Below are 25,447 nucleotides of genomic sequence, written 5' to 3'. Positions count from 1 at the left end.
GCACCTTGAAATCACAGGGGAAACCAAGTGCATTTTACGCCCGAAATACTCCACATCTGGGCCAGCCTCTGGCTCGCCTCCCTGCTGATCTGGATCAGTGTCTGGGATCTCAAGCATCTGCGGATTCCTGACCCGGCAAACGCCCTGCTCGCGCTCTCCGGGTTGGGCCTGGCTGCATGGAGGGCAGACGGATGGCCCGCCGCACAGATGGCGGGGGCCGCGGTCGGCTACATCCTTTTTGCAGGCATCGGCGCGCTCTATTTTCAGCGTACCGGCCAGGACGGGCTGGGCCTCGGCGATGCCAAGCTCTTGGGCGCCGCCGGGGCCTGGACGGGTCTGGCGGCCTTGCCCGGCCTCATCGCCTTTGCCGCGATCTCAGCACTTGTTTATGCCTTGGTGACGAGATGTCGGAGGCTGGCCTTTGGGCCATGGCTCTCGGCCAGTCTCTTTTTGCATTGGATATTCCTGACCTAGGCGCAGACCAGGACGAGACAGCCGTTCGGCATCGTGATCTCATGGTGTTCCGTGCCCGGCAGGGAGCATTGTGCATCCCCCGCGGTATATAGTTTGCCGTTCATCCAGAACTCACCCTCGATGATAAACAGATGCTCAGAGCGGTCATGCACATGCGCCTTGATCCGCGCCCCCGGCAGACAGCGCAGCAGGTACATCGTCCGACCGGTCCCCGGATCGAGGGTCAGCACCTTCTTCCAGACCCGCTCGGACCGCTGTTCCCACGTGCCGTCATCGGCGCGTTGCACCCGCGTCGGCTGATCCGGCGCGGCGTCAAGCTCCTGCTCAATCGCCGCCAACAGGTCTTCGGGTGGATCGACCTCGGGCAGCGATTGCGCCAAAGGAGCCAGCCCAACGAGCAGATCGTCTTCGTCCTTCCCCAGTTGGGGCATGGTGCCCGGAATGGCGGGGATGGTGTTGAGATTGCTAACCAGCTTGTCCAGTGAACGCATTACTTTTTGGGTATCCTGTGTCATTTCATTGCCTCGCGTAAGGCTGCCAGCCCGCGCCTGACCCAGCTCTTGGCCGTTCCGACGGGGATATTCATTACACTTGCGAGTTCGATGTAGGTGTAGCCCTGAAAATAGCAAAGCATCAGCGCCTTACGATGCTCGGGCCTCAGATCGGCCATCAGTCGCCGGATCACCAGGCTGTCGATCGTCTGGGTGGCCGGGTCGGTTTGGTCCGAAAGCTCCGGCACGTCGTCGGTAAACTCCACAAAACCGCGCGTGCGTTCCGAGCGCAGCCGGTCAATGGCGCAGTTGCGGGCGATGGTGCCGATCCACGACAAGGGGTTCCCGCTCTGCGGATGATATTGATGTGCCCGCTTCCACATTCGGACAAACGCCTCTTGAGCCACCTCCTTGGCCAGATCCTGGTCCCGCATGATCGACATCACCACGCCAAAAACGTAGCGCGCGCTCAAATCATAGAACCGGCGAAATGCCGCCCGGTCGCCCTCGGCGCATGCGGCAAGCAATTGGGCCAATTGTCGGCACTGCTCTGTTGCTGCCATGGTCCTGGCCTTGCGTTTCTCTGCTTCAGGTGCGGGCACCAGCTTGGTTACTCCCACGTCAGTCTCTCCCCTCACTTGGCATCTAGCAAGGACGGGTGTCGCGCCTCAAAAGTTGCACGTCATCAGAATTTTTTCGTCAGGCGCCATCAGCAAGCTGTCGAGAATGGCGCCATCCGCAGCGAAGGGTTCGGAATTTTTAGATGCATCATAACCACTTAGATCGATCACCAGATGCGAATGCTCCTGGCACTTTGCCGCCACGAAACGGCGCAGCGTTTTGCCTTCCAGTGACACAGCCCCCAATGGCAACCAACTCTGTTTCAGTGCCGGGCGGACCGCGATCTGATGTGTCGGCCCGGTCATCGCAGCATGTCCTGCGAGAATCGACGCCGATATTCCGGCCCCCAGCACAAAGCATAGCAGTAACGCACGCGCGCCAAATCCTCTGGGTGCACCGAGAGCCGCGGCAGGCCCGCAGGCATCGATCTCTGCCTCGATGTCATCAAGCAGCCCCTGTTCAGGCCGACGCTCATCCAGCATCTCCGACAAAGGCGCAAGCATGCACAGATCCTCGCGCCGAAGCGCCGGTGCCGCCCGATCACCACGGGCCCGCCAGAAGGCTAGTATCTGCAATATGCGTTTCATCGTCCTGCGTTATCGCCCCGCGGGCTGCATCCGTGTCACCATGACACGACGGGACGCGGGACCCGATGGTTGCGGATGACGTGGCGTCACGGTGATTTTCAGATACCGGCGTACCATTCATAGCCCCGGTCCTCCCAATACCCCCCGCGCCCGCGACCGACACCGGAAAAGCTGTCCACAACCTCGATGGCGCGAATGTACTTTGCCATCTTGTAGCCCAGCTGCCGCTCCACGCGCAGACGTAGCGGCGCACCGTTTGGGACAGGAAGCGCCGATCCGTTCATGCCAAAGGCGAGGATGGTCTGCGGGTGCATCGCATCCACCATGTCGATCGTTTCGTAGTATTTGATCCCGCCCGACAGGCTGCGCTCGATTGTATCGAAGCAGCGCAGCAGAACGAACCTTGCACCTGGACGCAACCCGGCCCGTTCCAGCACCGTCGAGAGCGGCACGCCTGTCCATTGCGCGATGCAGCTCCAGCCCTCGACACAATCATGCCGGGTGATCTGGCGGCGGGTCGGCATCGACTGAAGCTCCGCCAGTGAGAGGATCTGAGGTCTTTGCACCAGACCCGACACCGAAAGCCGATAGTCGCTGAAACCGCTGGCCACATGCGTGACATACTCCGCGTCCTGTGGGTTGGTCACGCCGTTCGGGCGCTGCGGTTGCCGGATGTCGAACCACTGGAACTCTTGCGCCAGGGCGTCCCGATCCAGCAGGCCGCGCTGTGCCGCCATCGTCAGGCGATTGGCACGCTCCATATAGCGGCGCAGCGGGTTTGCAGGGTCCGCAAGCCGGTCAAACGCCTTACACCCACCCAGCGTTGCCGTGGCCAGCCCCGCCCCACCGAGGCGCAGGGCGGTTCGGCGGGTGATCCGTCGTTCATACATCTCACTCTCCTTCATCGACGCGGTACCACCCCGTCAGCATTGCGCGCATCTGGTTCAGAGGTGCCGCCAGAAGGACCATCGAGATGTGCAGGACAACAAAGCCTGCCAGCGCGGCGGCGACGCAGAAATGCAGCGTGCGCGCGGTCTGGCGGCCTCCGAGAACCTCGGGCAGCCACGGCGCTGCGGCATTCATCCCCGGCGACATCGCCAGCCCCGATGCTATGACCATTGGAAACAGAATAAAAAGCACTGCTGCATAGCTCAGCTTTTGCAGCGGCCCGTAGGTGCGCCGATGCGGAAACTGGAACCGCGCGTGGCTGCGGATGTCAGCCCCCAGACTGCGCAGGTCCTGCGCTGTCAAACGCAGGTTGCGCCACAGGTGCCCCGACACCAGCGCGCCCAGCAGCCACAGCAGCAGCACAAACACCAGGATCCAGGCGAAAAAGAAATGAACGATCCGCCCGGTGGCAAGGTCGACGCCGCTGGGGATCGTCGCCCACGCGGGCCAAGCAGGCCCGCCTCCACCAAGCGACAGAATGGCGTTGTCAAATCCAAAGCCCGACTGATCACCGATGTAGAGCACCGGGTGCGCGTTGAAAATCTGCAAACCGGAGCCGAGAAGGAAGAGAAGCGACACCGCCCAGCCCCAATGCGCCAGCCGAGTTGCCAAAGTATGCCGTTTAATCAGCCGTCTGTTCGAATGTGCCCTGCGCATATCTTTCGCCGATCCTGATGTTTCGTCTCAAGTCTACGGGGCCGTGCGCCAAAGAGTTTCAATCGCCTGGTCAGTAGAATTTTGAAACTTTCCCGCACTGCACCTCGTCTTTCGGACAGTCCCATCGAAAACGGGATGACCTCGGACATGAAAGGAACTCAAATGATCCGCACACTTCAATTCTCTTCGACAATCGCAGCCCTCCTGCTGGGCGGCGTGGCATTCGCGGCCAACCCGGACGTGGGTGGCGCACCCATGTTTGCCGACAAGAACATCGTCGAAAACGCGGTGAACTCCGCCGATCACACAACCCTTGTTGCAGCAGTGCAGGCTGCTGGCCTGGTTGACGCGCTGATGGGTGACGGTCCGTTCACCGTCTTCGCACCGGTCAACAGCGCCTTTGCCGCCCTGCCGGACGGCACGGTCGAAACCCTGCTCAAGCCGGAGAACAAAGGCACGCTCACAAAAGTGCTCACCGCCCATGTGATCGCAGGCAAGCTCTCGGGGACCGAACTCATGGCCAAGTCCCGCAACAGCGCTGACGGCTTCTTCCATTTGGAAACCCTGTCCGGCGATGCGCTGTCAGCCCAGGTCAAATCGGGCGCGCTTTACATTTATGACGAGAGCGGCAACGCCGGGCGTGTGACCATTGCGGACGTAAACCAATCGAATGGCGTGATACACGTTGTCGATACAGTGCTGCTGCCCAAGTAAGTGGTGTCGTCGCCGTGGAGAGAAGAGAGGCTGCCTCTTTCTCTCCACTTTCCATACGTCCATTCCAGAATTGGACGACCTCGCGCAGTGCGAAACCCTGTGTCGGAGAGACTGCGTCGCGGCGAGAAAAATCGCCGACAGCGCTTCTTGCATCGCAGCAAGCTTGGGCTGATGCCCTTGAACCGCACGGCGTCACAAGGTCAACGGGGTCGTTTGTCCCGGTCTGAAATTCGCCAAAGCGTCCATTGCCAAACGACAACCACCCCACTAGCGTGACCTAAGAAGGAGACGCTTTAATGAAACCGAAGAACATCGTCGTAGTCGTATCCGAAAGGTGCATGGTCCGATAACGGTTTCCGTATCTATGTCCATGCGCCCCCGAACCAAGTTCGGGGGTTTTTTTTTTTTAAGAAAGAAAAACAGAGACGTGATGAAAGCCCGAACGCCTCCTGCCCTTGTGACGCTGATCCTGCTGACGGCGTTCTCCACGTTGTCGCTGAACATGTTCCTGCCATCGCTGGCGAGCATCGCCGCCGATTTCGACGCGCCCTATGCAATCGTTAGTCTTGCCGTCGCGGGCTATCTCGCCCTCACCGCTGTCATCCAGCTTGTTGCCGGGCCGCTGTCAGACCGCATTGGCCGACGTCCCGTTCTTCTTGCCTCCCTGCTGGTGTTCACCGGAGCATCGGTCGTCTGTGCCACTGCCTCGGATATTTGGACATTCCTGGCTTTCAGGATGCTGCAAGGCGGAATAATCACCGGTTATGCGCTGTCACTGGCCATTGTCCGGGACATCACGTGCGAGCGGAGGGCGGCAGGTCTGATCGGATACATCAGCATGGCGATGGCCATCGGTCCGATGCTTGGCCCAATGCTCGGTGGTGTTCTGGATACGGCCTATGGATGGCGCGCAAACTTCTATTTCTATGCGGTCTCAGGTGTCGGCCTCTTTGCAATCTGCTGGATAGATCTGGGAGAGACAAAACCCGTCAGGGCGAACGCCAATGCTGGACGTGCCGAGAGCATGCGCGATCTGCTGAAAGAACCGCTCTTCTGGGCGTTTTCCTTGTGCAGCGCCTTCTCCACCGGCGCGTTCTACATTTTTCTGACCGGTGCCCCCTTGGTTGCCTTTGCGCAGTTTGGCGTGACCACCGCCGAGCTGGGGGTTTTCATCGGGACAATTACAGTCGGATTCATACTGGGCAGCTTCATCGCGGGCCGCCTGGCACCGAAATACGCGCCAACCAGCATGATGATGGCTGGAAGGCTCATCGCGTGCCTGGGTCTCTCGGCGGGTATTGTCGTCACCCTTGCGGGCGTCACATCACCCCTTTTCTTCTTTGGCAGCACGATTTTCGTCGGGCTCGGCAACGGTATTACAATGCCGAGCAGCAATGCGTCAGCCATGTCCGTGCGGCCAAACCTTGCCGGCAGTGCTGCAGGTTTGAACGGTGCCCTGGTCGTAGCGGGAGGCGCAGTGCTGGCCACGGTCACCGGGCGCGCCTTACCCGCCGAAGAACCGGCGCTGATCCTCTTGATCCTGATGCTGGCGGCCTCAGCGGCTGGACTTGTGTCGGTGCTTTTCGCCATTCAGTTGCATGACGCCCCAAGGGATTTGCACCGGCACTAGCAGCAATTGGCAAAGGGCGGCGGCCTAAGGCCCGGCGGCTTTGTGATCTGCATCCACCCGCTTGTCGATGGACATGCGCAGCAACTTCTCATGTGCCTCTGACATCAACTCTGTCGCCGATTTCGCACAGGCCATCTGTCGATCCACTCCGGAATGATGCTTTCAATTGTCCGGGCGTCTGGACGGTCAGCCCTCATAGATGCTGGCCGCGTCACCCAGATAGTTGTCCCAGGCAAACCAGTAGGCGATATGTCCGGCAACGCGTGACCGGCGCTGTCCATCCGGTCCCACCAGCGCGTCTTCGGTCACTTTCCAGATCTGCCCCGTCTCGTCCTGCAAAGCACCATCCGATGCGGTGAAAGCAGCCTCACCGCGCTCATACGCGCGTACGGTGCGCCGCGACACATCGCCAATCAGCACCAGCGGCCTGTCCGCAATCGCGTCATTGATCACAGGCTTTCCGTCGAACGCCGCCAGTGGCCAGGCCCGCGCCGCGCCGAACTGGCGTATGGCAAAGACATAGTCTTTCTGCCGGTGTTCCGTTTGATCCACCAGTGCCGGGAACATCAGCTCCGGGGAGGCGAAATACTCCCGATAGACAACGCCGGAGCCATAGTTGCGACGATGACCTGTGCTCAGCGACAGCACCTTTGTGTTGGGATGCGACGATGTCCAATTCTCCCAAGTGGTGATCACGACCGGACGCTGTTTCAACTCGATATTGCTGTCCACCAGAGGGCCGACCACGGGTTTGCCGGTGAACTGGTTCCACAGCGAATGGGTTTCGCGATCAAACATCAACTTGTTCGACCGGTAGAGAAACCCCGAAGAGCCAAAGACCAGTGGCTTTGCCCGCCCCGCGACCTGCGTTTCAAACAGAATGCCGGAACCGCACAGCGTGCAATAGGCCAAGGCCACCGGCACCCCGCCAATCACCTCGTTGAACATCTCGTGCCAGCCCATGATCCGCAACGGATAGGCACGCACGTCCCCGTTGATCGCGACACCAAAGACCAGATCGTCGGGTCTCAGATAGTCAGCGCGCGCGGCCGGGATCAGATCAGGGTTGTCGAGCGAAGGGATACCGTCCTTGCTGACCCCGCCCCAGGCGATTTCCTCCAGCCTGATCTTCATCCGATCCCGCGCCAGATACTCTGGGCGCAAAAACACATCGAAATTCTCATCCACCCCAAGCAGCACTTCGCGTTTGAACGGGATCAACGCCGGATGCGGGACGATCTGCGGGTTGCGCTCCTGCCAGAGCATCCAGTCAAACCAGTCGGTGCCATGGGTTTCACCCGTCAGCGCCTCCATCACCTCGGCGATCTCGTCGCGCCGCCGTCTGGAAAACCGCAACCCGGTCAGCAAGGCGGGCACCACATCCGGATTGCCGCGCGTCTTCAGCAGCGCCATGCCATCGGCAAATTCCGAGCTTGTGCCATAGAGCGTGGAGCGAATGGCCTCAAGGACCGGGTCTGCCTGCGCCCAAAGAGCATGCGGGGTCAACGCCCCGGCTCCGATCATCCCTGCAAACCCGCGACGTGTGACTGACATGACATCCTCCAGATAACTTGCCGCTTAGTCTGCGCGTTTATCCGTTCACATGCATGAAACACTGTTGTGATCGGGCTGCGATCCTGCCGCAGACCGAACGCGAGGGGCAATTTCATCTGAGCGACCGAGGTTTTTCGGTTGCCGGTTGCGCGCAATATCAAATCGCCCGGCACGATCCCCGTATGACCAGTTCCGGCGCACAATGGGCGCCGGTTCTGTCGGCATCCGGGTCCTTGATGGCTGCGGCAAGGGTCATCCCAGCGCGCCGTCCGATACGCCGCGCTGGCAGACGTACGGTGGTCAGGCCGGGTTCGAACTCGGACGAGCCCTTGAAATCCCCAATGCCGACAATGGAGATGTCATCCGGCAGCTTGAGCCCTGCCCTGGCCGCTGCATAGATCGCGCCCGTGGCGAGGATGTCATTGCCGCAGATCAGCGCCGTGGGCCGTCTGGCGTTGCTGAAAAGCTCAAAGGCCTGACGCTTGGATTCGGAAACGGAATAGACGGTGGTGAGCTGCCAGTCTTGCGGCACCACAACGCCCGCCGCCGCCAATGTATTCAGAATCGCCCTACTGCGCGCCTTGGCACGGTCATTGCCTGCGCCGGGCGCAAAGAGACACGCCACCGCGCGATGCCCCAGCGCCAGCACGTGCTGGCTGATCATCTGCCCCGCCAGTTCGTTGTCAGCCCCGATGGAGGGGTAGAGCGACTCCGCCGCATAGTTCCACATCATGACGGTCGGCACGTCCTGGCTCTCGATCAGCTGAAACACGGCTTCGTCATGATCCAGCCCGGTCAGGGCGATGCCATCCACCCGGTGTTCCAGAAACTTCCGCAGGATCGCGTATTCCCGCTGCGGGTCATAGCCATGGGAGGCCAGCAGAATGGTAAACCCCTCCTCCGCAACCGCGTCCGAGAACGCCTGAACAACCTCGGCAAAGATCGTGTGGTCGATGGTCGGCACCAGAACACCGATGGTGCCGGAGCGTATTCCATGGATCGTCTGGGCCGCGCGATTGCGGATATAGCCTTCCTTGCGCACTGCCTTTTCGATCCTGCGCCGAGTCGTCAGTTTCAAAAGTTCGGGGTGATTGAAATATCGCGACACCGTCGAGGGAGACACACGTGCGGCCTTTGCCACACTGATAATATCTGACTTTTTTCCATTTCTATCAGACATCTACAGACCTCTGCTGCGCAATTTATGAAAACATTTGCAAAACTATTTTCATCACGTAGCGTAAATGGTCAAGCAGCGTTGCGGGAGGCAGCGATGGAATTTCTGTTCTATATGGGGGATGTGTTCACGCCGATTAACTTCGGGCTGCTCCTGCTGGGCACCATCGGCGGGTTGATCCTGGGCGCAACGCCGGGCCTGTCGCCGACCATGGCGGTGGCGCTGCTCATTCCTTTCACCTTCCAGTTGGACGCGGCACAGGGGCTGATCCTGCTCGGGGCGGCCTATACTTCTACCGTGGCGGGCGGCGCGGTCAGTGCGATCCTGCTGAAAATACCCGGCGCGCCCGCGAATATCGCCACCACGCTCGACGGACACACGATGGCGCGCAAGGGCGAAGGCGCCAAGGCGCTGCAGATCAGCTTTCTGGCCTCTGCCGTCGGTGGTGTCTTCGGTGTGCTGCTGCTGATCTTCCTGACGCCTGTTCTGGCGCAATGGGCGCTGGCCTTTGGCCCCAGCCATCTCTTCTGGCTGGCGATCCTCGGGGTCACGGTGATTGGCTCGCTCGACAGTAAATCGGTGGTCAAGGGGCTGCTCTCGGGCTGCATCGGGCTCTGGCTCGCCACCATCGGGTTTGACGATATCATGGGCGCGCAGCGGTTCATCTTTCATCCCGCTTTAGGCGGCGGGATCAACATCATCGCGGCCCTTATCGGTCTGTTCGCCATTCCACAGGTCATCACCATGTTCGCCAAGGGCCGCCACAACGACGGGGCCGAGGTGATCGAGGTGCAGAAACACCCCATCGGCGGCGCGATCCGCGAGCTTCTGCGCAACAAGCGCGCCATGGGTATCGGCACGGCGTCAGGGTCGATCATCGGCCTGATCCCCGGTGTCGGCGGCCAGATCGCGGGGCTTGTCGCCTATGATCAGGCCAAGAAGTTCAGCCCTGAGCGCGAAAAATTCGGCACCGGTCACTCCGAAGGCGTGATCGCTGCCGAAAGCGCCAATAACGCCATGGTTGGCCCCTCGCTGGTGCCGCTGCTGACACTCTCGATCCCCGGCTCCCCCACAGCGGCGGTGTTGCTTGGCGGGTTGCTGATCCACGGGATTTTCCCCGGCACCGATCTCTTCGACAATCACCCCGATGTCGCCTGGACCTTCATCAATTCCATGCTGATCGGTCAGGTGTTGATGTGCCTCTTCGGCCTCTACGTCGCCGGTCTTGCCGCGAAGGTCGCGCAGGTGCCGCAATCGGTCATGGCCGCCGTGGTGCTGGGGTTGGCGGTCTTTGGCAGCTATTCGGTGCAATCCTCCATGGGTGACGTCTATGTAATGGCGGCCCTCGGGGTGATGATGTATTTCCTCGAACGCTTCGGCTTTTCCGCCGCCCCGCTGGTGCTTGGCCTGATCCTCGGGCCCATTGCCGAGGCGAACTTCATCCAAGGCTCCATGATCGCCAATGCCACCGACGGCATGAGCGCATACTTCCTGGGCGGTGGGCTGAACCTGTTCCTGATCGCCGTGGTCATCGCCTCGATCTTCTATTCCGCCTATATGGAGTTGCGGTCGCGCCGCTACACCTCGAAAGAGGAGATCATGGCATGAGCGCCCCGTCTCTCCCCCGCCTCCAGCACATCATCGGGTCCGGCATCGTGGCCGCCGTCGGCATCTGGGTGGCCTTTGTCAGCTACACCCAACAACCGTCCGAGGCCTTCCTGTTTCCGCGCCTGATCTCCTCTGTCTTCGTGGTGCTGGCGCTCTGGACCTTCGCCAAGGCCTGCCTCGGCTGGACCAAGGTGGGGGGCGGCATTTCCGTGCGTCAGTTCACCAACCTGCTGCCCGGTCTGATCATCGCCCTGATCTACATCTTCTGGGCGGCAAAGGGCCTTGGGTTCTATACTGCGACCACCCTCGCCTTTTTCATCCTGCTGAGCCTCTATGATCCCGCACCGCACGACGCGGTCAGATCATGGCTCAGACGCATCCTCATCACGGCCATCTTCATGGTCGTCATCTATGGCCTCTTCGCAAAACTTCTCACCGTGTACACACCGCGAGAGGTCTTCTTCTGAACCGCAACAGCGGCAGAGCTCACATCCTAGGGAGGAACTACACATGAAAAAACTGATTGCAGGAGCGGCCATCGCACTGGCCTCCATCACCACGGGCGCGCTGGCCGACGGCCACGCGAACTATCCCGAACGACCGATCATGATGATGGTCAGCTACGGCGCGGGCGGCGCCACCGATTTCCAGGCGCGCATCGTCACCATGACCGCCGGGAACGAGGACGCCCTGGGCATGCCCATCGCGATCATCAACAAGCCCGGCGCCGGGGGCCGCGTGGGCTGGAACTGGCTGGCGGGTCAGGCAGAAGCGGACGGCTACACGCTGGGCGCCTATAACATCCCCCATTTCATCGCACAGTCGATCAAGGGCGGGGTGGAATACTCCCGTGACAGCTTCGAGCCCATCGCCAACTGGGGCGCGGACCCTGCAGTGCTGGTTGTCGGCGCGGACTCGGAATTCAACACGTTGCAGGATGTGGTTGAATTCGCCAAGGCCAACCCCGGCAAGCTGACCACCTCGGGTGCGGGTCTTTTCGTGGGCCACCACATCGCCGCCCTGCAGATGGAAAAGGCGGGCGATTTGAAGATGGCCTATATCCCCACCAAGGGCGGCGGGGCGGCAGCGATGAAAGCCGTGATCGCGGGCGACGTCATGGCGGGCATCAACAACCTCTCTGACGCCTTCCGTGCACGCGAGGCTGGGAATGTGAAAATCCTTGCCGTGGCGGATCTGGAGCGGAACGATTTCCTGCCCGATGTGCCCACGATGCGCGAAGCGGGCCTGGACGTGGACAACTCCTCCGTCAACTTCCGCGGCATCATGGTGCCCAAGGGCACGCCGCAAGGCGTGATCGACAAACTGGCCGCGACCGTCCCCGCCATGTTCGAAAACAAGCGCGTGGCGGGCAAGATGCAGGCAGGCGGATCGCCGATGCACATCATGACCCGTGACGAAGTGCTGGACATGTGGGCCGCGCGGGAAGAAACCCTGAAGGAACTGCTTGCCGGTCTCTGAACACATATGGCGGGGCGCATCTGCCGCCCCGCCGACACATAAGGACATGTGACATGAATGACCATGATGATCTTGCCGAGGTGGATACCATCGTTGCCACGGCCCGCGCTGCGCAGGCCCGTTTCGAGGCAGGCGGATCGCAAGCGCTCTATGATCGTGCCGCCCTTGCGGCGGGCTGGGCCATCATGGAACCCGCGCGCAACCGTCATCTGGCAGAACTGGCGGTGGCGACAACCGGGTTGGGCAACGTGCCCGACAAGATCACCAAGAACCACCGCAAGACGCTGGGTCTGCTGCGCGACATCGCCGCGGCCAAGACCTTTGGCGTGATCCACGATGATCCGGCCACTGGCATCACGGAAATTGCGCGGCCCATCGGCGTGATCGGCGCCGTTGTCCCCTCCACCAACCCCGGTGCGACACCGGCCAATAACATCATCAACGCCCTGAAATGCGGCAATGCGATTGTCGTCTCGCCCTCGCCCAAGGGCGTGGCGACCTGCGAGGCGCTGCTGGGCTACATCCATGCGGAATTCGACAAGGCCGGGATCGACCGCGATCTGGTGCAGATGATCCCGGGGCGCGGCTCCAAGGACAAGACCCAGCGCCTGCTGGAACTCTCCGACATGATCGTGGTGACCGGCAGCCAGAACAACGTGCGGCGGGCCTATACCTCCGGCACGCCCGCGCTGGCCGTGGGTGCGGGCAATGTCGCCGTGATCGTGGATGAAACCGCCGATCTGGCCGCCGCGGCAGAGAAGATCAAGGCCTCCAAGACCTTCGACAATGCCACCTCCTGTTCGTCCGAGAACGCGGTGGTGGTGGTGGACGCGATCTATGGCGCCTTCGTGGCCGAGATGGCGCGCACCGGCGGCGCGCTGATCCGCGATGAGACAAAGGTCACCGACCGGCTCTGGGTCAAGGGCCACCTGAACCCGCAGGCCATCGCACGGGATGCGGACCAGATGATCGCGGCCCTTGGGTTAACGGATGAGGTGCCGGAGGGCACCGAATATCTTGCCGTAGAAACCACCGGCATCGGACCGGACCATCCGCTCTCGGGGGAAAAACTCAGCCGTGTGCTGACGGTCTACCGGGCCCGCGATTTTGAGGACGCGGTGCGGATCACCCGAGAGATACAGCTGCATCAAGGGCTGGGCCATTCGGTGGGCATTCACACAAACCTGGCGGACCGGCCCATGACCCTCGCCAAGGCGATCCCGACCAGCCGGGTCATCGTCAATCAGGCGCATACCTTTGCCACGGGCGGATCATTTACCAACGGCATGCCCTTTTCGCTCTCCATGGGGTGCGGGTCCTGGGGCGGCAATTCTATCGACACGAATGTGAATTGGAAACATTTCATGCAGACCACGAAAATCGTGCGTGAAATTCCCGGCCATGAACCCGCACCCGAAGAGATTTTTGCCGACTACTGGGACACGGTCGGAAAATGATCTTTACCCCCGAACATCCGCCGCGCGGCACCGTCCGCGACTGGCTGACGGCGCGCGCTGTGGATGGCGGGACGGCGATTGTCTTTCCCGAAACGGAGGAGACCCTGACCTGGGCGGCGCTGCGCACCACGGCAGAGCAGATGGCGCGCGGAATGTATGCTCTGGGCATCGCCAAGGGCGAAAGCGTGGCGATCATCCACCCCAACGGGCGCGCAGGGATAGAGGCGCTCTATGCCGCCCTTTACGGCGGGTTTCGCGCGACGATGATCAACCTCGCCGCCGGACCCGACGCCATTGCCTATGCGCTGGAGCATTCGCGCGCGCGCTATGCCTTTGTGCATCACAGCCAGATCGACATTTACGAGACCGTTGCCCCCAAGGGCATGGCACTGCTGGACCCGAACGACCTTGAGGTCAACGCGGATTTGCCGGAGCTGAGCGCGGAAGATCACGCCCTGCTGATGTACACCTCCGGCACCACGGGCAAGCCCAAGGGCGTCGTGCACAGCCACAGCAGCCTTCTGGCCGGGGGCTGGACCACCGCCATGGCGCATGAGTTGACCGCGCAGGATCGCGGCTTTTGCGTGCTGCCGATCTATCACATCAACGGGCTCTGCGTCACCGTGATGGGCGCACTGGTGTCAGGCGGATCGCTGGCCATGGTCTCGCGGTTTTCCGCCCGCAAGTTCTGGGCGCAGGCAGATCAAGGCGGCGTCACATGGTTTTCGGTGGTGCCGACTATCATCAGCCATTTGCTGCATGGCGCGGCGGCACCCGGCCCCGCGGTCTGCGCCCGGCTGCGTTTTGGGCGCTCAGCGTCCTCGGCCCTGGCGGTCGAAACGCAATCGGCTTTCGAGACCCGCTTTGGCGTGCCCATCGTGGAAACCATGGGGCTGACCGAAACCGCCGCGCAGATATTGTCAAACCCCCTGCCCCCGGGCCTGCGCAAGATCGGATCGCCCGGTGTGCCCTTTGGCAACGAGGTGCGCATCCTGCTGCCAGACCTGACCGAAGCGCCCACCGGCACAGAAGGCGAGATCGCCATTCGCGGCCCCAACGTGATGCGCGAATATCTGTTCAACCCCGAGGCGACGGCCGCGAGTTTTGCCGGGGAATGGCTGCGCACCGGCGATCTGGGCCGCATCGATGAAGATGGATATGTCTTTGTGACCGGGCGGTTGAAGGAGTTGATCATCAAGGGCGGCGAAAACATTGCACCTCGCGAGATCGACGAGGTGCTCTACACCCATGCCGACGTGGTGGAGGCCGCCGCTTTCGCGCGGCCCTGCAAACGCTATGGTGAAACGGTCGAAGCTGCGGTGGCGCTCAGATCAGGCGCCGATCTGTCCGGTCAGGAGCTGATTGAGCTCTGCACCCAGCGGCTTGGAGGGTTCAAATCCCCGGAGGTCATTCATGTTCTCGCGGAACTGCCCAAGGGTCCCTCGGGCAAGATCCAACGGCTGAAACTGGCGGATCTCATCCCCATCGACGCGGCGTGACGGGCAAGCGCTTCCTGACCAGATCACCCGGCCAAAACGCACTCTTCATTTCCGGGTAAACACCTCTTTCAGAAAGGTATCTATGACGCGGCGCAGCTGTGTCGGGTTATCCGTGTGCAGCATGTGCCCGCCGGGCAAGGAGACCAGTTTTGCGCCCGGAATGGTCTGCGCGATCAGGCGGGCACCGCCATGTGTCGCGCGGTTCTTCTGGCCGATCACCACAAGCGTGGGCACTTTGATGCCCGACAGCAGGGGAACGCCATCGTAGTGCAGCGCCGCCTCAAGAGCGGCATTCACGCTGCTACGGGTATGACGCGACAGCTGATGCTGGAGGTGGCGCGCCGTTTCCTCGGTCTGGCCAAGCGTGGACAGCCAGACAAAGAGCCGGGGCGGCACCCATTGCAGGCATTTCATCGCGATGCTGGTGCCAAAGACCCGCAACCGGCTGGTTCTGACGGTGGGGACTGTCTCGATCAGGATCAGCGCCCGGACGCGCTCCGGGTGCCGTGCGGCAAGTTCAAGCGCAACCATACCGCCCAGAGAATGACCGACCAGCACAGAGCCTTGCGGGATCCCCTGCTTCAGCATGTCGGCAAACCGCTCGACCCGGGCAGGACACACTTGCAGCGCGTCACCGTGGCCGGGCAAATCCGGTGTGATGGCTTTGTTGAGTGGTCCGATGAAGCGGTCCCAAGTGGACCCCGACAAACCAGCGCCATGCACCCAGACACTGGGCATCGCCCACAACGGGTGCAGTATTCCTTCGTCTCGCACCGGCGTCTCATCCGGTACCGGGCTGGAGTGCAGATTTGATTCCATGTTACAGTTTACCCTTGCAACGCAGGCCAAAACGGCCCGCCATCCTGTCCTGCAACCCCTACCGGGGCCTCGCCGCACTGTCGTCTCCCCTCATCGGATCGGACCAATCCGGTGTCCTGACCGTTCGGGAAAGACAGATCATTCCGACGCAAGAGTTGACCCGGTTAGACAAGCCTAATACCCGAAGAGACATATTAGCCGAACGGACCTTTTTTAAGATCACCCTGCCCAAGGGACCAGAAACATGGTGGACATTAATCTGCTTTTTGTCGTCCTGCAGTCAGCGGGCTTTTCCGCGGCCTGCATCGCCTTTGCCTTGTGCCTTGTTCAGTGGCGATACGGCCCGGCCTACGTGATGCTCGGCCTGATGTTTCTGGCACTGGCCATCAGCGAATTGTCGGTGATGTTCGAAATCACCGTGGCCGATCCACCCGAGACGGCGCGCGACGTCCTGCGCATGACCTCCTATTTCTCCACCTTCTTCATTGCCCCGCTGTTTCTCTTCTATGTCAGACTTCTGACCGGATCGGAGAGCATCTGCGCGCGGCGCGGCCTGTGGTTCCATATGGCCCTCCCCGCGCTGAGCTTCATTGTTGCCGCTGGGTTCCTGACCCTTCCCCCCGACATCCGCACGGCGATCTTTGAAGGTCCCGCGTTTGCCACCCTGCCCAATGCGGGCAAAACATCCGCCCTGGCGCTGGTTGTCATGGAAGGTTTGATTTACTGCCAGTGGCTTCTCTATGTCCCTTGGGTCTTGCGCGTTCAGGTGCAACACAAGGCAAGACTTCGGGATCTGTTCGCCAGCACGGAGGTGTTCGAGACGCGCTGGGTGATCGGCACCGCGCTGTTTCTGGGGGTTTACGCAGCCCTGTGTTTTGCGGATTTCATGGCGGGTCTTGTCTATGACATCGACATTCTGGGGCATCTGCAGGACGCGTTCATGGTTCTGGTGATCGTCTCGATCTTCATGCTTTGGGGCTTGCGGCAATCGCCCGGGCTGCACGGCCCCCGCGAGGCTGTGCATCAGGCCATCACAGCACCCCACTCGAAATACGAGCGCAGCGCACTTGCGGACACGCATGCGGACCGTATTGAGCGGAAGCTGCGGGTCGCGATGCAGCAGGAGCACCTCTACCGCGACCCGAACCTCTCGCTCTGGACGCTGTCCCAGCACATAGGCGCCACCACCAACTACGTATCGCAAACCCTGAACGAACGTGTCGGGCAGTCGTTTTTCGACTACGTGAATGGCTGGCGGATCGAAGAAGCCAAACCGCTGATCCGGCGGGGGGAGCAGACGGTCCTGGCAATCGCCTATGAGGTCGGTTTCAATTCCCGCTCGTCCTTCTATGCGGCCTTCAAGAAGCAGACGGGCGTCACGCCCACCGCGTATAAATCAGCCCCCGGCGCGCTGGAAGTCGCGCCCGGATAATTGGGCTCAGCTCAGGTCCTCCATCGGACGCCATCCCGACGTCGGACAGCGCGTCTCAGCGTCAAAGGCAAAATAGTTGCCCCCGCCACCGGGCCCTTGATCATGCGCCCGGCTGATTGGAATACCGGCAAGTGCGCAGTAGAGCAACGTGCCCACCGCGCCATGCCCCACGAACAGCAGATCACCGCCCGTGTGGGTTGCAAGACAAGCCTCGACCTCGGCGCAGATACGGTTCTGGGCCTCCTGCGCTGTCTCCCATCCCTCCGCGCTTTGACCAGGCGCGGCGAAAAACCGATCAGCCATCCGCTCGAATGCCTCTGGAGGTAAAAACCCGGTTGAACTGCGATCATTCTCGTGCATGCGCTCCCGCACCTCCAGCATGCCCCCCAGAGCCTCGGCAAGGGGCCGCGCGGTCTCCAGCGCCTTGGTTTCTGCGCTGCTGACGATCCGCGTGGTCCCCGCCAGCGCCCCGGATTTGGCCAGCCGGGCCACGCGGGCATGGCCGGTGTCGTTCAATGACCACTTGGTGATTTCCTTGGCGGGATCGACGATCACTTGAGGGTGGCTGAGATAGCGGACTGTAAACGTCATGCGCGGGCCTTTCGGGCAAATACGGATCAGGATTTAGGTGCGAAACGCAAAGGCTCTTTGCCGGGATTCGCAGGCCATGTCACCGGGGGAACTGGCCTGAATTTCAACCCGACAGGCCAACAGGTGTGATCCGGCGAAAACACGCCTGCTGGCGCCGCGCGAACCTCTCTATGGCGCGTTTGACGAAACGGTGCATGCCGCATCTCAGCACGCGGAAGTCGACGATGTTGCCCCTGCCATGGGGGAGAGGAGACAGACCGGCTCCACAAGGTTCGACTGGGTATGGGGGAAATTGCCAGGTCGGCTTGGCTGTTCTGGAAAGCCGCGCACCAAGGCCGGGGGCACGTTGCATGTACAAAACAACAGCCGCCTGCAGGCTGGTCACTTAACAATATTCGGAAGCGCAGGGTCTGCGCCTCCGACAATTTGTTTTAAGGTGGCGACCACTCCACCCTGAGTGTCTCAGGCGAAGGACACGCCGTTTTCCACCATCGGCAGGCTGCTCACCCGCAGATCGCTGCTGGCCGCAATCGCGTTTGCCAGCGCCGGGGCCGCAGGTGGTGTGCCGGGCTCGCCAACACCCGTTGGCGCCTCCGCCGAGGCCACGATATGCACGTTGATCTCGGCAATATCGCCGATCCGCAAAGGCTCGTAGTCGGGGAAGTTGTATTGATCCACCGCCCCATCCGTCAGCGTGATCTGATCGCGCATGACGTGGCCGATGCCATAGCCGATACCGCCCTCCATCTGCGCCTTGATCACGTCGGGGTTCACGGCCACGCCGCAATCCACCGCGCAGGTCACCTTTTCGATCCGCACGCCGTCTTCGGCTGTGCCCGAGATTTCGACCACCTCGGCCACGTAGGTTCCGAAGGATTTATGCACGGCGACACCCTGACTGCGCCCGGCGGGCGCCTTGCCCCACCCGGCCTCATCGGTGGCCAGCTTCAGAACGCCCGCCATACGCTGCTGATCGAGATCGCCCTCCAGGTACTTCAGCCGGTAGGCCACCGGGTCCTGCCCCGCAGCACTGGCAGCCATATCCATCATGACCTCCATCACATAGGCGGTATGGGTATGGCCCACCGCGCGCCACCAGAGCGTGCTTGTGGCCTTTTCCGTATCGGTCAGCCCGAAATGCGCCGCCGGAATGCGGTAGGGCGTGTCCGCAGCCCCCTCGACAGAGGTGTGATCCACTCCGTCGCGCACGCTGAAGCTCTCGAACGACGTGCCTTTCATGATCGGCTGACCCGCGATTCGGTGATCCCAGCCGACAATCGCGCCATCCGCATCCAGCCCGACCCGCACCTTGTGACCAAACGCCGGGCGATAATACCCACTACGCAGGTCATCCTCGCGCGACCAGACGAGCTTCACCGGACGTGTCCGGTCCGTCATCACAAAGGCCAGCGCCGCCTCGACCTGATAGTCCGCCGTGGGCGTGGCGCGTCGCCCGAAGGAGCCGCCCGCCAGCATGGTCTTGATCTGGATCTTCTCCATCGGCAGCTGGAAGATTTCCGCCATCGCCATATGCGGACCGGTCGGGAACTGACACCCGTCATGCAACAGGATACCGCCATCTTCAGTGGCCTCGATGGTACAGTTCAACGGCTCCATCGGGGCGTGGGCCAGCAGCGGAAAGTAAAACGTCTGCTCCACCACCTGCGCCGCCCCGTCGAGCGCGGCCTGCGTGGCGGCGGCATCGGTCTTGTTGACGTTATAGGTGGGTTCCGCGTCGAGTGCGGCACGAATTTCGGCCTCGATGGCGTCGGAACTGCGGGTCTCCGCCGCCGACATGTCCCACTCGACCTCAATCGCATCGCGCGCTTGCATCGCGGCCCAGGTGTTTTCGGCATAGACCGCGACACCCGCCTGATTGGGCAGAATGGCCGCGCGAATGTAGCCTTTGACCTCCTGCGCGCCGCTGTCATCCAGACCGGTGGCCAAGGCACCACGCTGCTCGGGACGTTTGATCATCGCCACCATCTGGTTCGGCAGGAAGACGTCGATGGCATATTGTGCGCGGCCGTCGCCCTTGATGGCGCTGTCGAGCCGGCGCACGTCCGGATTGCCGATCAACCGGAATTCCGAAGGGTCCTTGAGCCTCGGCTCTGCGGGCGCCTCCAGCGTTGCGGCGGTTTCAACGAAATCACCCAAGGGTGCCGTGTTGCCAGCGCCTGAAACCACGCCCTCCTCGATCCTGAGCGCGGATGCCTCCACGCCCCATGTCTGCGCCGCCGCCTCGATCAGCATCTCGCGGGCGGCGGCCCCGGCCTGGCGGTATTGCAGATAGGAATTGGCCATGGCGGTCGACCCGCCGGTGCCCTGAACGGGGCCGAAGAGCGTGTTGTTGTAGATCTCCGGGTTGGACGGCGCGAACTCATAGTCGATCTGATCCATGCGCAGACCCAGCTCTTCGGCAATCAGGGTGGACAGGCCCGTGGCCGGTCCCTGCCCCTTCTCGAAATGCTTGACGATGGCCGTGACCGACCCGTCGGTGCCGATCTTCACGAAGGGATTCAGCATGGCCGGGCTGTCTGCGGCGGCCAGCACGCCATCGGGGCGGATGCCCAGCACCAGCACGGCACCGGAGGCGGCGGCAGCTTTCAGAAATCCGCGGCGGGATGTGGAAATTGTCATATCAAGCCTCCAGAATTTCAGACGCGCGCTGGATACCGGCGCGGATGCGTTGATAGGTGGCACAGCGACAGGCGTTGCCGTACATGTAGCTGTCGATTTCCTCGACGGTGGGCTTGGGATTTTCGGTCAAGAGCCCCACTGCGGACATGACCTGCCCCGACTGGCAGTAGCCGCATTGCACCACGTCCAGTTCGATCCACGCCTGTTGGACCGCAGCACCGATCTCGTTGTCGGCGATGGCCTCGATGGTCGTGATCTCGGCATCGCCCACGTCTTCGACATAGGTCTGGCAGGACCGCACGGGCATGCCGTCCATGTGCACGGTGCAGGCCCCGCAGGAGGCCACGCCGCAGCCGAATTTGGTGCCGGTCATCTGCAGTTCATCCCGGATCACCCACAACAGGGGTGTGCCGGCCTCGGCATCGACCTCATGTGTTTTGCCGTTCAGTTTCAGTGAAATTGCCATTCAGGGTTCCTCCCGCTCGCGTGCAAGGGTGCGACTCTCTTTATGCGTGTAGATTAAATGAGACACGCCTGAGTGTAAACTGGCGAGTTTACACTCAGGCGATTTGACCTGTCGGGCGGGATGCTTAAAAGCTGGGCACATGGAACTGACAGACACAACCCCCTGCTCCAAACGCGGCCAGATCATCGAGGCGGCGGTGCAGGAATTTCAGGACAAGGGCTTTGCGGCGGCCAGCATGGACACGATCTCGGCCCGCGCCGGTGTCTCCAAACGCACGCTCTACAAGTATTTTGAAAGCAAGCACAATCTCTTTCAATCCATCGTGGCCACCCTGTCGGAGCGGATCACCGACACGCTGGATATACGCTATGACTCGAGCCGGGACATCCGCACGCAATTGACGGATCTTGCCTGGGCCGAAGGGCGGCTGCTCTCCTCGCCCGCCGTCATGGCGATGTCGCGCATGATCATCAGCGAAACTTTGCGCAGCCCCGTGCTGGCGGCGGAGGTGCAGGGCAAGATCGACAAGAAATCGGCCTTCGTGGCGATGCTGCGGGCTGCGCACGACGATGGTGCGCTGGATGTCGCAGACGCCGACACCGCCGCGGATGAGTTCATCGCGCTGATCAAGGCCAAGGCCTTCTGGCCCGTGGTTCTGGGCGAAGAGATGCTCACCAACGCCCAGATGGAAGCGGTCGTGAAAAGCAGTGTCGACATGATGATCGCCAGATACACCCGGGCCTGACGCCTGCCTGTCGCGTCAGAGCGTCACCCGGCACAGCATGCAATCATGATCCGACAAGGGGCGTCCGCTTTCATGTACAGAGGGCAGCACCGGCAGCGCATCGCCCGTCACCCCACGGCTGGCGAACCAGTCAAGCTTCATCTTGCGCGTCGGATGCGGTGTGATCAGGCTGGCACGGGTGGTCGTGCCCTCGGCCGTCAGGTCCCAGCTGTACCCCTGATCCTCAGCCAGACCAAAAAGGGTTTCCTTGCGCCAATCAAAATCGGGCGGCATGTGATTGCCGGTGTTCAGATCGCCGCCGATCAGCACCGGCAGCCCCGGGGCAAATTCATCGACCGCCGCCAGCAGGCGGGCAAATTCAGCATGCCGATATGGCGCCTGCGCGTTGCTTTCCAGATGGGTGGACACCACGCAGAGCGGTCCGGTGTCGGCGGACACAATCGCTGCCACGGCCATGCGACCGCCAAGACGCGGCTGCCCGGCGTCGCCTGCGCTTTGCGGTCCGGTGCAGAACCAATGGCCCTTTTGATCCAGACGGATGAGCGCCAGCTTTTCAAAGGGCGCCGACGACAGGATCGCATTGCCATGCCACCCGGCGACGTTAAAGTCATCGGTACAGAAATCCCGCTCGGTCTCCCCACCCAGACCCATTTCGTAGAACTCGACCCCATAGGCATAGGTCATGCCCAAGGCCGCGGCCATCTCGGCGCTGGTGTTCTTTTGCGCCGTGCGCGCCATGCCGCTGTCCATCTCGGACAAGAGCACAATCGCAGGGCTGTACTGCGCCAGATGATCTGCGCTCTCCGCCGGGAAGAGGCAGCGCTCCACATTCCACGCGGCCACGGTAAATGCGCGGGGCAGCGCGTCGCGCGCCGGTGTCCCGCCCTGCTCCAGCATGGTCATCGCCGGGATGGAGGACATCAACTCCGCATTTGCCTCCGGCGTGCGCGGTGCGGACAGGATACGCGCACGCTCTGCCGCCGTGACCCGCGGCAGCGCCCCAACGATCTGCGTCATACGCGGCGTTGGGTTTGCGGGTCAAAGATGTGCAGAGCGTCCGGCTTGAGGCCAATTGTCGACGGCCCCGCCTGGGCCTGTTCGTCCTTGCCAATGCTGACGGAAAACGGCGCGCCACCCAACTGGCCGTGCAGCAAGCGCAGAGCGCCCAGCTCTTCGATGATGTCGATGGTAAAGGGGATATCACCCGCCCCGATCAGAACGTCTTCGGGACGTACGCCCACCAGAACCGACCCCGGCGCGCCCTCGGGTGCACGCCCGGCCAGCACCGTGCCGTCGGACAGGGTGATTGCTTGATCCGCCCCAACGGTGGCGGGCATCAGGTTCATTGGCGGCGCGCCGATGAAGCTCGCCACAAAGGTGGATTCGGGGTGGTTATAGACATCCGACGGGGTGCCGATCTGTTCGATCCGCCCTTCGTTCAGCACGATGATGCGGTCGGCCATGGTCATCGCCTCGACCTGATCATGGGTCACGTAGACCGCCGTGGTGCCCAGCCTGCGCTGCAGCGCCTTGATCTCGATCCGCATCTGGTTGCGCAGCTTGGCGTCGAGGTTCGACAGCGGTTCGTCAAACAGGAAAAGCTCCGGCTGACGCACGATGGCGCGGCCCATGGCCACCCGCTGACGCTGCCCGCCCGAGAGCTGGCTGGGCCGACGGTCGAGGTATTCCGTCAGGTTCAACATGCTGGCGGCTTCGCGCACCTTGGCATCGATGTCCGCCTTCGGAATGCCGCGGTTGCGCAGCCCATAGCCCATGTTCCGCTCCACCGTCATATGCGGATAAAGCGCGTAGTTCTGAAACACCATCGCGATGTTGCGATCCGCGGGATCGACGTCATTGACCACCGCATCGCCGATATAGAGCGATCCATCGGAGATTTCCTCCAGCCCGGCGATCATCCGCAGCAGCGTGGATTTCCCGCAGCCCGACGGCCCCACCAGCACGACAAATTCGCCATCGGGGATTTGAAAACTGCAGGTTTGCACGGCCTCATTGCCGTTGGGATAGACCTTGCGGAGCTGTTCAAGCGTGACTTGCGCCATGTATCGCGTTCCTTACTTGTCGGATTCTGTGAGGCCCTTGACGAACCAATTCTGGAAAAAGACCACGATCAGCACCGGGGGCAGCATGGCAATGATGGCCAGCGCGAGCGCCTGACCGTGTTCGGGTATCTGGGCGTCCGTATAGCTGAGCACGATCTGTTTGATCCCGCGCACAAGCGTGAAGAAGCTCTCATCGGTGGTGATCAGCGTGGGCCAGAGGTACTGGTTCCAGCCAAAGACGAACATGATGATGAAAATCGCGGCAATCATCGTGCGGCTGAGCGGCACCAGAATGTCGATGAAGAACTTCACCGGGCCCGCGCCATCAATCCGCGCCGCCTCGGCCAGTTCTTCGGGCACCGACATAAAGAACTGCCGGAAAAAGAAGGTGCCGGTGGCAGAGGCAATCAGCGGCACGATCAACCCGGTGTAGGTATTGGTCAGCCCCAGCCGCTGGATCGCCTCGTAGGAGGGCAGAATGCGCACCTCCAGCGGCAACAGCAGCGTGGTGAAGATCATCCAGAAGGCCAGCGTCGCAAACCGCAGGCGGAAATAGACAATCGCATAGGCCGCCATCATCGAAATGATGATCTTGCCGACGGCAAAGCCGATCCCGAGGATCAGCGAGTTGATCAGCATCAGCGTGCCATCGACCGTCTGGGTAAAACCACCCTTTTCAAACATGGCTTTGCGGAAGTTGGTGCCCAGCTGGTCGCCGAACCCCAACTGGATGCCCTCGCGGTGGATGGTCACCGCGTCATGCGATGCGGAGATGAAGGCCAGAAGCGGCGGGGCCATCATCAGGATGGCGCCAAGCGTCAGGATCGTGTGATCCGAAACGGTGGACCAGCGGATGCGGCGGCGGGGGGATGTCTGTGTCATGTCGCGCCCCTCAGGTATAGTGGATCCGGCGTTCGATCAGCCGGAATTGGAAAACGGTCAGCAGGAGCACAAGCACCATCAGGATCACCGATTGCGCGGAAGACCCGCCCAGATCGTTGCCCCGGAACCCGTCGAGATAAACCTTGTAGACCAGGGTCATCGGGTTGTTGCCCGGCTCACCCTTCATCAGCGCATCGATGATCCCGAAGGTATCGAAAAGCGCATAGGTGATGTTGATGATCAGCAAAAAGAAGGCGGTGGGTGCCAGCAGCGGGAAGGTCACCTGCCAGAAGCGGCCTGTGGCAGAACGGTTGTCGATCATCGCCGCCTCGCGCACGGCGCGGGGGATCGATTGCAGACCGGAGAGGAAAAAGATGAAATTCACGGGGATCTGTTTCCAGACGGCGACCATGACCATGGCAGTGGCCGTCGAGTTGTAGTTCACGCCCAGTTTGAAATCCCAGCCGAAGGTCTGAAAAAACACCGTGAGCGGCCCGTTGCGCTGGTCAAAGAAGAGGATGCCCAGAAAACCCGCCACCGGGGGCGCGATCGCATAGACCCACATCAGCAGCGTGCGATAGCTCTTGGCGCCGCGGATCACATTGTCGGCCTTGACCGCCAGTAGCAGCGCGATGGAGAGGGAAAAAAACGTGACAAGCGCCGAGTAGACGACCGTGAACCACGCAATCCGCATGTATTCGCCGTTGTTTGTCAGATCGGTGTAGTTATCCACCCCCACAAAGGTCGAGCCGAAGCCAAACGGGTCCTGCAGGTAAAAGGAGGATTGCAAAGCCCAGCCCGCAGGCCAGTAGAAAAAGATCGCGATGATCATCAGCTGCGGCAGCAGCAAAGCCACTGGCAGCCAGACGGTGGTAAAGCCTGCGCGTTTCATGAACTGTCCCTGTCATGTGCA

At 61.6% G+C, this 25,447-nt stretch carries 25 protein-coding genes; 10 read left to right on the top strand and 15 right to left on the bottom strand.

The features are described from left to right. The first annotated feature begins 27 nt into the window (after positions 1-27). Positions 28-474 (top strand): prepilin peptidase, encoded by a 447-nt coding sequence (locus ISX84_RS04355; protein ID WP_195819083.1) that lies wholly within the window; start codon positions 28-30, stop codon positions 472-474. On the opposite strand, the gene ISX84_RS04350 is transcribed toward ISX84_RS04355, so the two are convergent. From ISX84_RS04350 to ISX84_RS04330, 5 genes are all read right to left on the bottom strand, one after another. Next, positions 471-965, bottom strand: coding sequence for a cupin domain-containing protein (locus tag ISX84_RS04350; protein ID WP_195819082.1), 495 nt, complete (start codon positions 963-965; stop codon positions 471-473). The genes ISX84_RS04355 and ISX84_RS04350 overlap by 4 nt on opposite strands. Before the next feature lie 20 nt (positions 966-985). Next, on the bottom strand, positions 986-1,585 hold the full coding sequence (locus tag ISX84_RS04345) for an RNA polymerase sigma factor (RefSeq protein ID WP_195819081.1): 600 nt from the start codon (positions 1,583-1,585) through the stop codon (positions 986-988). A 48-nt stretch (positions 1,586-1,633) separates the two neighbouring features. Further along, positions 1,634-2,089: a hypothetical protein gene (locus tag ISX84_RS04340; RefSeq protein ID WP_195819080.1), complete on the bottom strand. Its 456-nt coding sequence runs from the start codon at positions 2,087-2,089 to the stop codon at positions 1,634-1,636. A 182-nt stretch (positions 2,090-2,271) separates the two neighbouring features. Then, positions 2,272-3,063: a molybdopterin-binding protein gene (locus tag ISX84_RS04335; RefSeq protein ID WP_195819079.1), complete on the bottom strand. Its 792-nt coding sequence runs from the start codon at positions 3,061-3,063 to the stop codon at positions 2,272-2,274. A 1-nt stretch (position 3,064) separates the two neighbouring features. Further along, positions 3,065-3,778 (bottom strand): cytochrome b/b6 domain-containing protein, encoded by a 714-nt coding sequence (locus ISX84_RS04330; protein ID WP_195819078.1) that lies wholly within the window; start codon positions 3,776-3,778, stop codon positions 3,065-3,067. Between the two features lie 162 nt (positions 3,779-3,940). On the opposite strand from ISX84_RS04330, the gene ISX84_RS04325 reads away from it, so the two are divergent. Both ISX84_RS04325 and ISX84_RS04320 read left to right on the top strand, forming a co-directional pair. Beyond that, positions 3,941-4,492, top strand: coding sequence for a fasciclin domain-containing protein (locus ISX84_RS04325; RefSeq protein ID WP_195819077.1), 552 nt, complete (start codon positions 3,941-3,943; stop codon positions 4,490-4,492). Positions 4,493-4,922: 430 nt separating this feature from the next. After that, positions 4,923-6,122 carry a multidrug effflux MFS transporter gene (locus tag ISX84_RS04320; RefSeq protein WP_229884062.1) on the top strand — a complete coding sequence of 400 codons (1,200 nt, stop codon included), beginning with the start codon at positions 4,923-4,925 and terminating at the stop codon, positions 6,120-6,122. 186 nt (positions 6,123-6,308) lie between these two features. Here the strand turns inward: ISX84_RS04320 and ISX84_RS04315 are convergent, their stop codons facing one another. Both ISX84_RS04315 and ISX84_RS04310 read right to left on the bottom strand, forming a co-directional pair. After that, positions 6,309-7,676 carry a DUF3179 domain-containing protein gene (locus tag ISX84_RS04315; protein ID WP_195819075.1) on the bottom strand — a complete coding sequence of 456 codons (1,368 nt, stop codon included), beginning with the start codon at positions 7,674-7,676 and terminating at the stop codon, positions 6,309-6,311. Between the two features lie 157 nt (positions 7,677-7,833). Beyond that, complete coding sequence (locus tag ISX84_RS04310) at positions 7,834-8,817, bottom strand: LacI family DNA-binding transcriptional regulator (RefSeq protein ID WP_326838696.1); 984 nt, start codon at positions 8,815-8,817, stop codon at positions 7,834-7,836. Between the two features lie 132 nt (positions 8,818-8,949). Between ISX84_RS04310 and ISX84_RS04305 the strand changes: the two genes are divergently transcribed. From ISX84_RS04305 to ISX84_RS04285, 5 genes are read left to right on the top strand one after another with little or no spacing between them, the layout of a single operon-like run. After that, complete coding sequence (locus ISX84_RS04305) at positions 8,950-10,461, top strand: tripartite tricarboxylate transporter permease (protein WP_195819073.1); 1,512 nt, start codon at positions 8,950-8,952, stop codon at positions 10,459-10,461. Next, positions 10,458-10,928: a tripartite tricarboxylate transporter TctB family protein gene (locus ISX84_RS04300; protein ID WP_195819072.1), complete on the top strand. Its 471-nt coding sequence runs from the start codon at positions 10,458-10,460 to the stop codon at positions 10,926-10,928. The genes ISX84_RS04305 and ISX84_RS04300 overlap by 4 nt, the downstream gene beginning before the upstream one ends. 43 nt (positions 10,929-10,971) lie before the next feature. After that, positions 10,972-11,940 (top strand): tripartite tricarboxylate transporter substrate binding protein, encoded by a 969-nt coding sequence (locus tag ISX84_RS04295; protein WP_195819071.1) that lies wholly within the window; start codon positions 10,972-10,974, stop codon positions 11,938-11,940. 53 nt (positions 11,941-11,993) lie between these two features. Next, a complete protein-coding gene (gene sauS, locus ISX84_RS04290; protein ID WP_195819070.1) occupies positions 11,994-13,397 on the top strand; it encodes an acylating sulfoacetaldehyde dehydrogenase in 1,404 nt (467 codons plus the stop codon). Further along, complete coding sequence (locus ISX84_RS04285; protein ID WP_195819069.1) at positions 13,394-14,896, top strand: AMP-binding protein; 1,503 nt, start codon at positions 13,394-13,396, stop codon at positions 14,894-14,896. Before sauS ends, ISX84_RS04285 begins: the two co-directional genes overlap by 4 nt. Positions 14,897-14,941: 45 nt before the next feature. Here ISX84_RS04285 and ISX84_RS04280 read toward each other — a convergent pair whose 3' ends face one another. Next, positions 14,942-15,715 (bottom strand): alpha/beta fold hydrolase, encoded by a 774-nt coding sequence (locus ISX84_RS04280; protein WP_195819068.1) that lies wholly within the window; start codon positions 15,713-15,715, stop codon positions 14,942-14,944. A 244-nt stretch (positions 15,716-15,959) separates the two neighbouring features. Between ISX84_RS04280 and ISX84_RS04275 the strand changes: the two genes are divergently transcribed. Continuing rightward, a complete protein-coding gene (locus ISX84_RS04275; RefSeq protein WP_195819067.1) occupies positions 15,960-17,147 on the top strand; it encodes a helix-turn-helix domain-containing protein in 1,188 nt (395 codons plus the stop codon). A gap of 6 nt (positions 17,148-17,153) precedes the next feature. On the opposite strand, the gene ISX84_RS04270 is transcribed toward ISX84_RS04275, so the two are convergent. From ISX84_RS04270 to ISX84_RS04260, 3 genes are all read right to left on the bottom strand, one after another. Beyond that, on the bottom strand, positions 17,154-17,738 hold the full coding sequence (locus ISX84_RS04270; RefSeq protein ID WP_195819066.1) for a histidine phosphatase family protein: 585 nt from the start codon (positions 17,736-17,738) through the stop codon (positions 17,154-17,156). Positions 17,739-18,200: 462 nt separating this feature from the next. Further along, the gene (locus ISX84_RS04265; RefSeq protein WP_195819065.1) at positions 18,201-20,378 is read right to left on the bottom strand and encodes a xanthine dehydrogenase family protein molybdopterin-binding subunit; all 2,178 of its coding nucleotides are present in this window, start codon (positions 20,376-20,378) and stop codon (positions 18,201-18,203) included. A gap of 1 nt (position 20,379) precedes the next feature. Beyond that, positions 20,380-20,844 (bottom strand): (2Fe-2S)-binding protein, encoded by a 465-nt coding sequence (locus ISX84_RS04260; protein ID WP_195819064.1) that lies wholly within the window; start codon positions 20,842-20,844, stop codon positions 20,380-20,382. Between the two features lie 139 nt (positions 20,845-20,983). Between ISX84_RS04260 and ISX84_RS04255 the strand changes: the two genes are divergently transcribed. Then, positions 20,984-21,589, top strand: coding sequence for a TetR/AcrR family transcriptional regulator (locus ISX84_RS04255; RefSeq protein ID WP_195819063.1), 606 nt, complete (start codon positions 20,984-20,986; stop codon positions 21,587-21,589). A gap of 15 nt (positions 21,590-21,604) precedes the next feature. Here the strand turns inward: ISX84_RS04255 and ISX84_RS04250 are convergent, their stop codons facing one another. The 4 genes from ISX84_RS04250 to ISX84_RS04235 are packed head-to-tail and all read right to left on the bottom strand — an operon-like array spanning position 21,605 to position 25,426. Then, positions 21,605-22,606, bottom strand: a complete 1,002-nt coding sequence (locus tag ISX84_RS04250; RefSeq protein ID WP_195819062.1) for an endonuclease/exonuclease/phosphatase family protein — start codon at positions 22,604-22,606, stop codon at positions 21,605-21,607. Continuing rightward, complete coding sequence (gene ugpC, locus ISX84_RS04245) at positions 22,603-23,652, bottom strand: sn-glycerol-3-phosphate ABC transporter ATP-binding protein UgpC (RefSeq protein WP_195819061.1); 1,050 nt, start codon at positions 23,650-23,652, stop codon at positions 22,603-22,605. The genes ISX84_RS04250 and ugpC overlap by 4 nt, the downstream gene beginning before the upstream one ends. A gap of 12 nt (positions 23,653-23,664) precedes the next feature. Continuing rightward, positions 23,665-24,534 (bottom strand): sn-glycerol-3-phosphate ABC transporter permease UgpE, encoded by an 870-nt coding sequence (ugpE, locus tag ISX84_RS04240; RefSeq protein WP_195819060.1) that lies wholly within the window; start codon positions 24,532-24,534, stop codon positions 23,665-23,667. 10 nt (positions 24,535-24,544) lie between these two features. After that, on the bottom strand, positions 24,545-25,426 hold the full coding sequence (locus ISX84_RS04235) for an ABC transporter permease subunit (RefSeq protein WP_195819059.1): 882 nt from the start codon (positions 25,424-25,426) through the stop codon (positions 24,545-24,547). Positions 25,427-25,447: the final 21 nt, after the last annotated feature.

The organism is Roseobacter sp. MH60115 (assembly GCF_015644665.1).
Taxonomy (GTDB): Bacteria; Pseudomonadota; Alphaproteobacteria; order Rhodobacterales; family Rhodobacteraceae; genus Roseobacter.
Note: the sequence above shows the minus strand (reverse complement) of the source record. Positions and strands in the feature narration are given on the sequence as shown.

Bases quoted from the DNA above. Each gene is read 5' to 3' on its own strand.
- ISX84_RS04350 (WP_195819082.1), bottom strand. From the start codon at position 965: ATGCGTTCACTGGACAAGCTGGTTAGCAATCTCAACACCATCCCCGCC.
- ISX84_RS04340 (WP_195819080.1), bottom strand. From the start codon at position 2,089: ATGCTTGCGCCTTTGTCGGAGATGCTGGATGAGCGTCGGCCTGAACAG.
- ISX84_RS04335 (WP_195819079.1), bottom strand. From the start codon at position 3,063: ATGTATGAACGACGGATCACCCGCCGAACCGCCCTGCGCCTCGGTGGG.
- ISX84_RS04330 (WP_195819078.1), bottom strand. From the start codon at position 3,778: ATGCGCAGGGCACATTCGAACAGACGGCTGATTAAACGGCATACTTTG.
- ISX84_RS04325 (WP_195819077.1), top strand. From the start codon at position 3,941: ATGATCCGCACACTTCAATTCTCTTCGACAATCGCAGCCCTCCTGCTG.
- ISX84_RS04320 (WP_229884062.1), top strand. From the start codon at position 4,923: ATGAAAGCCCGAACGCCTCCTGCCCTTGTGACGCTGATCCTGCTGACG.
- ISX84_RS04315 (WP_195819075.1), bottom strand. From the start codon at position 7,676: ATGTCAGTCACACGTCGCGGGTTTGCAGGGATGATCGGAGCCGGGGCG.
- ISX84_RS04305 (WP_195819073.1), top strand. From the start codon at position 8,950: ATGGAATTTCTGTTCTATATGGGGGATGTGTTCACGCCGATTAACTTC.
- ISX84_RS04300 (WP_195819072.1), top strand. From the start codon at position 10,458: ATGAGCGCCCCGTCTCTCCCCCGCCTCCAGCACATCATCGGGTCCGGC.
- ISX84_RS04295 (WP_195819071.1), top strand. From the start codon at position 10,972: ATGAAAAAACTGATTGCAGGAGCGGCCATCGCACTGGCCTCCATCACC.
- sauS (WP_195819070.1), top strand. From the start codon at position 11,994: ATGAATGACCATGATGATCTTGCCGAGGTGGATACCATCGTTGCCACG.
- ISX84_RS04285 (WP_195819069.1), top strand. From the start codon at position 13,394: ATGATCTTTACCCCCGAACATCCGCCGCGCGGCACCGTCCGCGACTGG.
- ISX84_RS04280 (WP_195819068.1), bottom strand. From the start codon at position 15,715: ATGGAATCAAATCTGCACTCCAGCCCGGTACCGGATGAGACGCCGGTG.
- ISX84_RS04275 (WP_195819067.1), top strand. From the start codon at position 15,960: ATGGTGGACATTAATCTGCTTTTTGTCGTCCTGCAGTCAGCGGGCTTT.
- ISX84_RS04270 (WP_195819066.1), bottom strand. From the start codon at position 17,738: ATGACGTTTACAGTCCGCTATCTCAGCCACCCTCAAGTGATCGTCGAT.
- ISX84_RS04265 (WP_195819065.1), bottom strand. From the start codon at position 20,378: ATGACAATTTCCACATCCCGCCGCGGATTTCTGAAAGCTGCCGCCGCC.
- ISX84_RS04260 (WP_195819064.1), bottom strand. From the start codon at position 20,844: ATGGCAATTTCACTGAAACTGAACGGCAAAACACATGAGGTCGATGCC.
- ISX84_RS04255 (WP_195819063.1), top strand. From the start codon at position 20,984: ATGGAACTGACAGACACAACCCCCTGCTCCAAACGCGGCCAGATCATC.
- ISX84_RS04250 (WP_195819062.1), bottom strand. From the start codon at position 22,606: ATGACGCAGATCGTTGGGGCGCTGCCGCGGGTCACGGCGGCAGAGCGT.
- ugpC (WP_195819061.1), bottom strand. From the start codon at position 23,652: ATGGCGCAAGTCACGCTTGAACAGCTCCGCAAGGTCTATCCCAACGGC.
- ugpE (WP_195819060.1), bottom strand. From the start codon at position 24,534: ATGACACAGACATCCCCCCGCCGCCGCATCCGCTGGTCCACCGTTTCG.
- ISX84_RS04235 (WP_195819059.1), bottom strand. From the start codon at position 25,426: ATGAAACGCGCAGGCTTTACCACCGTCTGGCTGCCAGTGGCTTTGCTG.